The following is a 5,614-nucleotide window of genomic DNA, read 5'->3' on the forward strand; positions in this document are numbered from 1 at the left end:
CCTCGGCACCGCAGGGCTGGGAGGTGCTGCACGCCGATGAGAAGGGCTCGCGCCGGCAGACGCTGGAACAGTTCCGCGAGGACGCGAAAGGCAAGCAGCGGCAGATCGTGGTCTATCGCCTGCGTGCGCCGCCGGACAATGCCATCGCCGATGCCGTGGCCACCGCGCGCACGATGCTGGGCAAACCGTACAACACTGCCTACGTGTTGAACGACGACAATTACTACTGCTCGGATTTCATCGAGCGCGCGTTCCGTGCGCACCATGTGTTCGCACTGCAGCCGATGAACTTCCGCAACCCGCAAACCGGTGAGATCTCCCGGCACTGGGTTGATCTGTATCGCGGCATGGGCATGGAGGTGCCGCAGGGCCTGCCCGGTACCAACCCCAACGACATGGCTGCAGCACCGGTGCTGCAGCGGATCGGCGTGCTGGAATAAGCGAAGCCCCGCGCGGGGCGGGGCTTCGTCGGTGATGGATGGCGGCTGCCAGGATCACTCTTCCTCGTCCTGCCCGCCCTGCTGCTGGTTCTGGTTGCGCTTCTGCTGTTCCTGCTGCTGTTGCTGCTGCTGGTCGCGGCCGCGCCCCTGCTGCTGATCCTGCTGGTTCTGCTGGCCCTGCTGCTTCTGGTTCGGGTTCTGGTTCTGCTGTGCCATGTCCGATCTCCAAATGCCACGCGCGGAATGCGGTGGACGGGGCCATCGTCGGCAGCGATTGGTTAACCATGCGTTGTGAGCGGGCTACACCCATGTGTACGTGCGTGAATGAACCGGCGCCAGCCCTTGCGGCACAAGCGACTGAAGGATTCATGCGAGTTTGGCATGTCGTCATGCTGCAGCCGGAAACGAACGCATTCAGCGTTCTTGCCCGACGCGGCGCGCGCAGCGGCGGCCTACGCCCATGGTCCCATTTGCAGCATGCAGGGCCGCCGCCTATCGTCGGAGTGACGTCACCCCGGAGATGCGCATGGCCCGCGACACTGCAGCACGCCCCACCTACGAACAGGCACTGGCCGATTTCAGCATCGAGCGCGGACAGCGACAGTTGCACGGTGACCTGCAGACCGGCATCAACGCCTGCGTGGAGTGCTGCGACCGTCACTGCGGCCGCAATGCGCTGGCGCTGCGCTGGGTGGACGCCCACGGTGCCCTGCATCGGTACACCTTCGAGGACCTGCGCGATGCCTCCGCGCGTGTTGCCCAGGTGCTGGCCGCGCAGGGCATCGGCAAGGGCGATGTGGTGGCCGGCCTGCTGCCGCGTACACCGGACCTGCTGGCGACCATCCTCGGCACCTGGCGGGTGGGCGCGATCTACCAGCCGCTGTTCACTGCGTTCGGCCCCAAGGCCATCGAGACACGGTTGAAAACCGGGCGCACCGCACTGGTGGTGACCGACAGCACGAACCGCAGCAAGCTGGACGAGGTCGATGGCTGCCCGCCGGTCGCCACCCTCCTGGCACCGGAGCAGACACTACGTGCCGGCGACATCGACTGGACTGCACGCACCGCCGATGCCACACCTGATTTCGCGCCGGTGATGCTGCGCGGCGATGCGCTGATGGCACTGCTGTCCACCTCCGGCACCACCGGCAGCCCCAAGGGCGTGCCGGTGCAGCTACGCGCATTGCTGGCCTTTGCCAGTTACATGCAGTTGGCCGTGGACCTGCGCCCAGAGGACGTGTTCTGGAACATCGCCGATCCCGGCTGGGCCTATGGCCTGTATTACGCCGTGATCGGCCCGCTGCTGCTGGGCCAGGCCACCACCTTCAGCGAAGCCGGTTTCAGCGTGCAGGGGCTGAACGACATCGTCGSGCGGYTGGGTGTCACCAATCTTGCCGGCTCGCCCACAGCGTACCGGCAGATCATCGCCGCCGGGCCCGAGGCCAGTGCGGCCATCAACGGCAAGCTGCGGGTGGTGAGCAGCGCCGGCGAACCGCTGAACCCGGAGATCGCCCGTTGGTTCGCCGCCCATCTGGGCACCACGGTGCTCGACCACTACGGCCAGACCGAGACCGGCATGGTGGTCAACAATCACCACGCACTGGACCACGCCGTGCGGCCGGGATCATCGGGCTTTGCGATGCCCGGTTACCGCGTGGCGGTACTGGACGATGCCGGCAACGAACTGCCGCCGCGCACGCCCGGCATCCTCGCCGTAGACCTGCAGCAGTCGCCGATCATGTGGTTCACCGGCTACTACGGTGCCGACACACCGGCGCTGGGCGATCGCTACTACCTCACCGGTGATTCGGTGGAATGCGAGGACGACGGCTCGATCAGTTTCATCGGTCGCTCGGACGACCTGATCACCTCGTCGGGCTATCGCATCGGTCCATTCGATGTGGAGAGCGTGCTGATGGAACACCCTGCGGTGGCGGAAACGGCGGTGATCGGCGTACCCGATCCAGAGCGCACCGAAATCGTCAAAGCCTTCGTGATCCTGCGCGCTGGGTTCAGCGGCAGCGTCACGCTGGCGCAGGAACTGCAGCAGCATGTGCGGCGACGGCTGTCCGCCCATGCGTACCCGCGCCAGGTGGCGTTCGTCGCGGAACTACCGAAAACGCCCAGCGGCAAGCTGCAGCGCTTCCTGCTGCGCAAGGCCGAGATCGAGAAGCAGGCGGCGGCTGGCTGAGGGTCTCCGGGGTCAGAGCCCCTCCTTCGAAAGGGATCTGACCCCGGGGTCGGATCCTCTCCAGCGGAGAGGCTCTGACCCCACATGACCCCGTGCTTGCGCTACGGCATCACCGGCGGCACGTAGGCCAGGGTCATGCCCAGCAGCCACAGCAACCCCAGCACCAGCGGGATGTGCACCAGCAGCTGGATGAAAGTGAAGCCGACGATGTCGCGGGCCTTCAGGCCGAGCACGCCCAGCAGTGGCAGCATCCAGAACGGATTGATCAGGTTCGGCAGCGCTTCGGCCGCGTTGTAAACCTGCACCGCCCAGCCCAGGTGCGCCTTCAGCTCGTTCGCGGCCTGCATCACGTACGGCGCTTCGATGATCCACTTGCCGCCACCGGACGGTACGAAGAAGCCCAGCACCGCCGAGTACACGCCCATCACCAGCGCGAACGTATCGGTGCTGGCCACGTGCACGAACAGGCTCGACAGCCGGTGCGCCAGCGTCTCACCGTCGCCACCGGCAGCGTGGGTGAGGATCATCGCGATGCCGCCGTACAGCGGGAACTGGATCAGCACACCGGTGGTGCTCGGTACCGCCTTGGCTACCGCGTTGAGGAAGCTGCGCGGGCGCCAGTGCAGCAGCAGGCCCAGCGAGATGAACATGAAGTTGTAGGTGTTGAGGTTGGCGATCGCGCTGACCAATGGCTTGTTGGCGAACTCGTTGAACAGCCAGCCGAAGGCCAGCAGCGAAAGCAGCACGGTCAACAACGGGCTGTACTCCAGCCACTCGCCCGGACGGGTGCGGCGCTGCAGCGGCTCCGGTTCGGCCTGCGCCGCGCCGGGGAAATCTTCGGCGGTACGCGCACTGCCGGCGGCCGGCGCGGTCAGCCAGGCGATCAGCAGCGAGACCACGATCAACACCGAGGTCAGTGCGATCGACTGCCACAGGAAGATGGTTTCAGTGAACGGCAGGACGCCGGTGATCTCCACCAGCCCCGGCGGCATGCTGGCCGGGTTGGCCTGCAGCTGCGCGGCCGACGAGCTCAATCCCATCGCCCACACCGCACCCAGACCGAGATAAGCCGAAGCACCGGCGGCGCGGTAGTCCATGCGCAGCTCGGTACGGCGGGCCAGCGCGCGCACCAGCAGGCCGCCGAACACCAGCGAGAAGCCCCAGCTGAGCAGCGAGGCGAGCATGCTGACCAGGCCCACGTACACCACCGCACCACGGCCGGTGCGCGGCACACGGGCAAGGAAATCGATGAAGCGTGCGACCACCGGTGCAGTGGCCACGGCATAGCCACCGATGACCACGAAGGCCATCTGCATGGTGAAGGGAATCAGGCTCCAGAAGCCATCACCGAAGGCGCTGGCAGTGGCCTGCGGGGTAGAGCCGAAGCCCATCGCGGCCAGCGCGACAATGACCACGCCCAGTACCGCGAACACGTACGCATCGGGGAACCATTTTTCCGCCCAGGCGGCCGAGCGCAGCGCAGCGCGCGCCATCCAGCCGTCCTGTACTGCTGCCGTCGAGGCCATCGCCTACCCTCCCAGGTTCGATGGCTCGATTCTGGGCGGTGGGATGCGGGCTGTCAGCCACCTATTGGTCGTAGATGGCCGGTGGCGGTAGTGCCGGCCGCTGGCCGGCAACCTCGGGGTCACACACGGATGCAGCCGGCCAGCGGCCGGCTCTACCTCACCTTGGGCTCAACGCAGCGCCAGATCCACGGCAATGCCGGCAAACAGCGCGGCACCCACCCAGTTGTTGTGCAGGAAGGCCTTGAAGCACGGCCCACGCTCGCGGTTGCGGCAGATCCAGAATTCGTACACCACCAGCAGCGTCGCCACCGCTACGCCGGCCAGGTAGTACCCGCCCAGCCCGCCGCGCACGCCCACCAGCGCCATCGTGGCCAGGAACAGCGCGTACAGCACGCCCTGGATGACCAGGTCCAGGTCGCCGAACAGGATCGCGGTGGAGTGCGAGCCCATCTTCAGGTCGTCCTCGCGGTCGACCATGGCGTACCAGGTGTCGTAGGCGGTGGACCACAGGATGTTGCCGGCGTACAGCAGCCAACCCAGCAACGGCACCTCGCCCTGCACGGCCGCGAAGGCCATCGGGATGCCCCAGCCGAACGACATGCCCAGATAGACCTGCGGCAGATGCGTGTAGCGCTTCAGGTAGGGATAGCTGGCCGCCAGGAACACGCCGATGAAGCTCAGGGCGATGGTCAGGCCGTTCAGGGTCAGCACCAGGCCGAAGGCCACCAGCATCAGCACCGCGAACAGCACCAGCGCCGCCCGGCCGCTGATTGCACCGGTCGCCAGCGGTCGCGCCTTGGTGCGCTCCACGTGCGGGTCGAGCCAGCGGTCGGCGTAGTCGTTGATGACGCAACCGGCCGAGCGGGTCAGCCAGACGCCCGCGGTGAACACGAACAGGGTCCACAGCGGCGGCAGCCCGCCAGCAGCCAGCCACAACGCCCACCAGGTGGGCCACAGCAGCAGCAGCGTGCCGATCGGGCGATCGGCGCGCATCAGACTCCAGTAATGCCGCCAGCGCGGCGTCGGCGCCGGATGCGGCGCGGAAAGGGGGGTATCAGCCATGGCACTAGGATACTCCTGTGCCTTCGGACCGACTTTGCCGGCGGGGGGAGATTTGTGCGGCGAAACTGGATAGAATGCCCATTCCGCACCGCCTCATTGCGTTGCGATGCCCGCCCCGGCCTTGGCCGACGGCGCGGCGGTTCCACCACGCGCTCGTAGCTCAGCCGGATAGAGTAGTGGCTTCCGAAGCCATTGGTCGGGGGTTCGAATCCCTCCGGGCGCGCCATCTTCTTGTCGGCTTCGGCCTGCCAATCACCGGGCAGATTCGCCCGCGCATGTCTCCGTTCTCAGTTTATGAGTCCCGCAGGGCGCAGAATGGGATTCTGTACTCCAGCTCCATTTGGATTGAGTAGACTCGGCGCCATGGGTATCGCCTTGCCAGCACAGGACAGCCT

Annotated in this window: 5 protein-coding genes and 1 tRNA gene; 3 read left to right on the top strand and 3 right to left on the bottom strand. The window is 66.5% G+C overall.

Annotated features, from left to right (window positions below):
• A partial coding sequence (locus AB4Y84_RS11400; protein ID WP_442250147.1) for a YiiX/YebB-like N1pC/P60 family cysteine hydrolase occupies positions 1 to 440 on the top strand: 440 nt, incomplete at its 5' end.
• A 54-nt stretch (positions 441 to 494) separates the two neighbouring features.
• On the opposite strand, the gene AB4Y84_RS11405 is transcribed toward AB4Y84_RS11400, so the two are convergent.
• Positions 495 to 656: a hypothetical protein gene (locus AB4Y84_RS11405; RefSeq protein WP_164745118.1), complete on the bottom strand. Its 162-nt coding sequence runs from the start codon at positions 654 to 656 to the stop codon at positions 495 to 497.
• Between the two features lie 310 nt (positions 657 to 966).
• Between AB4Y84_RS11405 and AB4Y84_RS11410 the strand changes: the two genes are divergently transcribed.
• On the top strand, positions 967 to 2,631 hold the full coding sequence (locus tag AB4Y84_RS11410) for an AMP-binding protein (RefSeq protein ID WP_442250148.1): 1,665 nt from the start codon (positions 967 to 969) through the stop codon (positions 2,629 to 2,631).
• A 101-nt stretch (positions 2,632 to 2,732) separates the two neighbouring features.
• Here AB4Y84_RS11410 and AB4Y84_RS11415 read toward each other — a convergent pair whose 3' ends face one another.
• The gene (locus tag AB4Y84_RS11415; protein ID WP_442244163.1) at positions 2,733 to 4,157 is read right to left on the bottom strand and encodes a short-chain fatty acid transporter; all 1,425 of its coding nucleotides are present in this window, start codon (positions 4,155 to 4,157) and stop codon (positions 2,733 to 2,735) included.
• A gap of 168 nt (positions 4,158 to 4,325) precedes the next feature.
• Complete coding sequence (ubiA, locus tag AB4Y84_RS11420) at positions 4,326 to 5,219, bottom strand: 4-hydroxybenzoate octaprenyltransferase (protein ID WP_312107660.1); 894 nt, start codon at positions 5,217 to 5,219, stop codon at positions 4,326 to 4,328.
• 149 nt (positions 5,220 to 5,368) lie between these two features.
• Here ubiA and AB4Y84_RS11425 point away from each other — a divergent pair.
• Positions 5,369 to 5,445: transfer RNA gene (locus AB4Y84_RS11425), tRNA-Arg, on the top strand.
• Positions 5,446 to 5,614: the final 169 nt, after the last annotated feature.

Origin of the sequence: Stenotrophomonas sp. 2YAF22 (assembly GCF_052114665.1) — a bacterium.
Taxonomy (GTDB): domain Bacteria; phylum Pseudomonadota; class Gammaproteobacteria; order Xanthomonadales; family Xanthomonadaceae; genus Stenotrophomonas; species Stenotrophomonas indicatrix.